The sequence below is a fragment of the Seonamhaeicola marinus genome (assembly GCF_008085455.1).
The window spans coordinates 1-965 of the sequence record NZ_VSDQ01000635.1 but is presented as its reverse complement, the minus strand read 5'-3'; the positions used below and the strand labels follow the sequence as shown (position 1 = coordinate 965).

The following is a 965-nucleotide window of genomic DNA, read 5'->3' as shown; positions in this document are numbered from 1 at the left end:
AATAGTATTAATTTAAACATACTATTTAATGGAAAAGCGTAAGTTAAGTTTCTGGGAAATTTGGAATATGAGTTTCGGTTTCTTAGGAATACAATTTGGTTTCGCACTACAAGGAGGCTTTATGTCTCGCATTTTTCAAACATTAGGAGCTAATCATGATGATATCCCATTACTCTGGATTGCTGCACCTTTAACAGGTTTGCTAGTTCAGCCTATTGTTGGGTATTTAAGTGACAGAACGTGGCATTCTAAACTTGGTAGACGCAGACCATACTTTTTAATTGGAGCTGTTTTAAGTTCAATAGCTTTATTTTTTGTACCGCATTCGCCTGCATTATGGGTAGCCGCAGGGTTTTTATGGGTGTTAGATGCGTCTATAAACATATCTATGGAGCCTTTTAGAGCATTGGTGGCCGATAAGTTGCCAGAATCACAAAGGTCGTACGGTTTTGTTGTGCAAACTTTAATAATTGGTATTGGTACTTGGGTGGCTAGTAATTTACCATGGATGGTGTCGCAACTTGGTTATAGCGATGCGGCTCCACAAGGCGTTGTTCCTATGTCAGTTAAAGTAGCCTTTGCTATTGGCGGCTTTGTTTTTCTATTAAGTGTATTGTACACCATTTTTACTACAAGCGAATATCCTCCAGAAGACCTAAAAGCATTTCAAAAGGAAAAAGAACAAAAAGGTAGATTCATAAAAGATATTACTGAAAATATTGGAAAAATGCCAAAAACAATGAAACGTCTTGGTGTTATTCAGTTTTTTTCATGGTTTGCTTTTTTTACCATGTGGAGTTTAGCTAATCCTGCATTAACAGAGCATGTATTTAATGCGCCTGCACCCGTTGAAGCTAATTTTAACATGGAAAATATAACTGAAAAAGAAGCCTTCAATGTGGCTAATACGGCGTTTCAAAAGGCGTCTAATTTAGTAGGGTCTGCAATGGGTATTTACGGGTTGT

The 965-nt window shown here is 37.2% G+C and carries 1 protein-coding gene; it reads left to right on the top strand.

The annotated features are described in order from the left end of the window. Nucleotides 1-28: 28 nt before the first annotated feature. On the top strand, nt 29-965 hold a 937-nt coding region (locus FUA24_RS10940; RefSeq protein WP_148542223.1), incomplete at its 3' end, for an MFS transporter.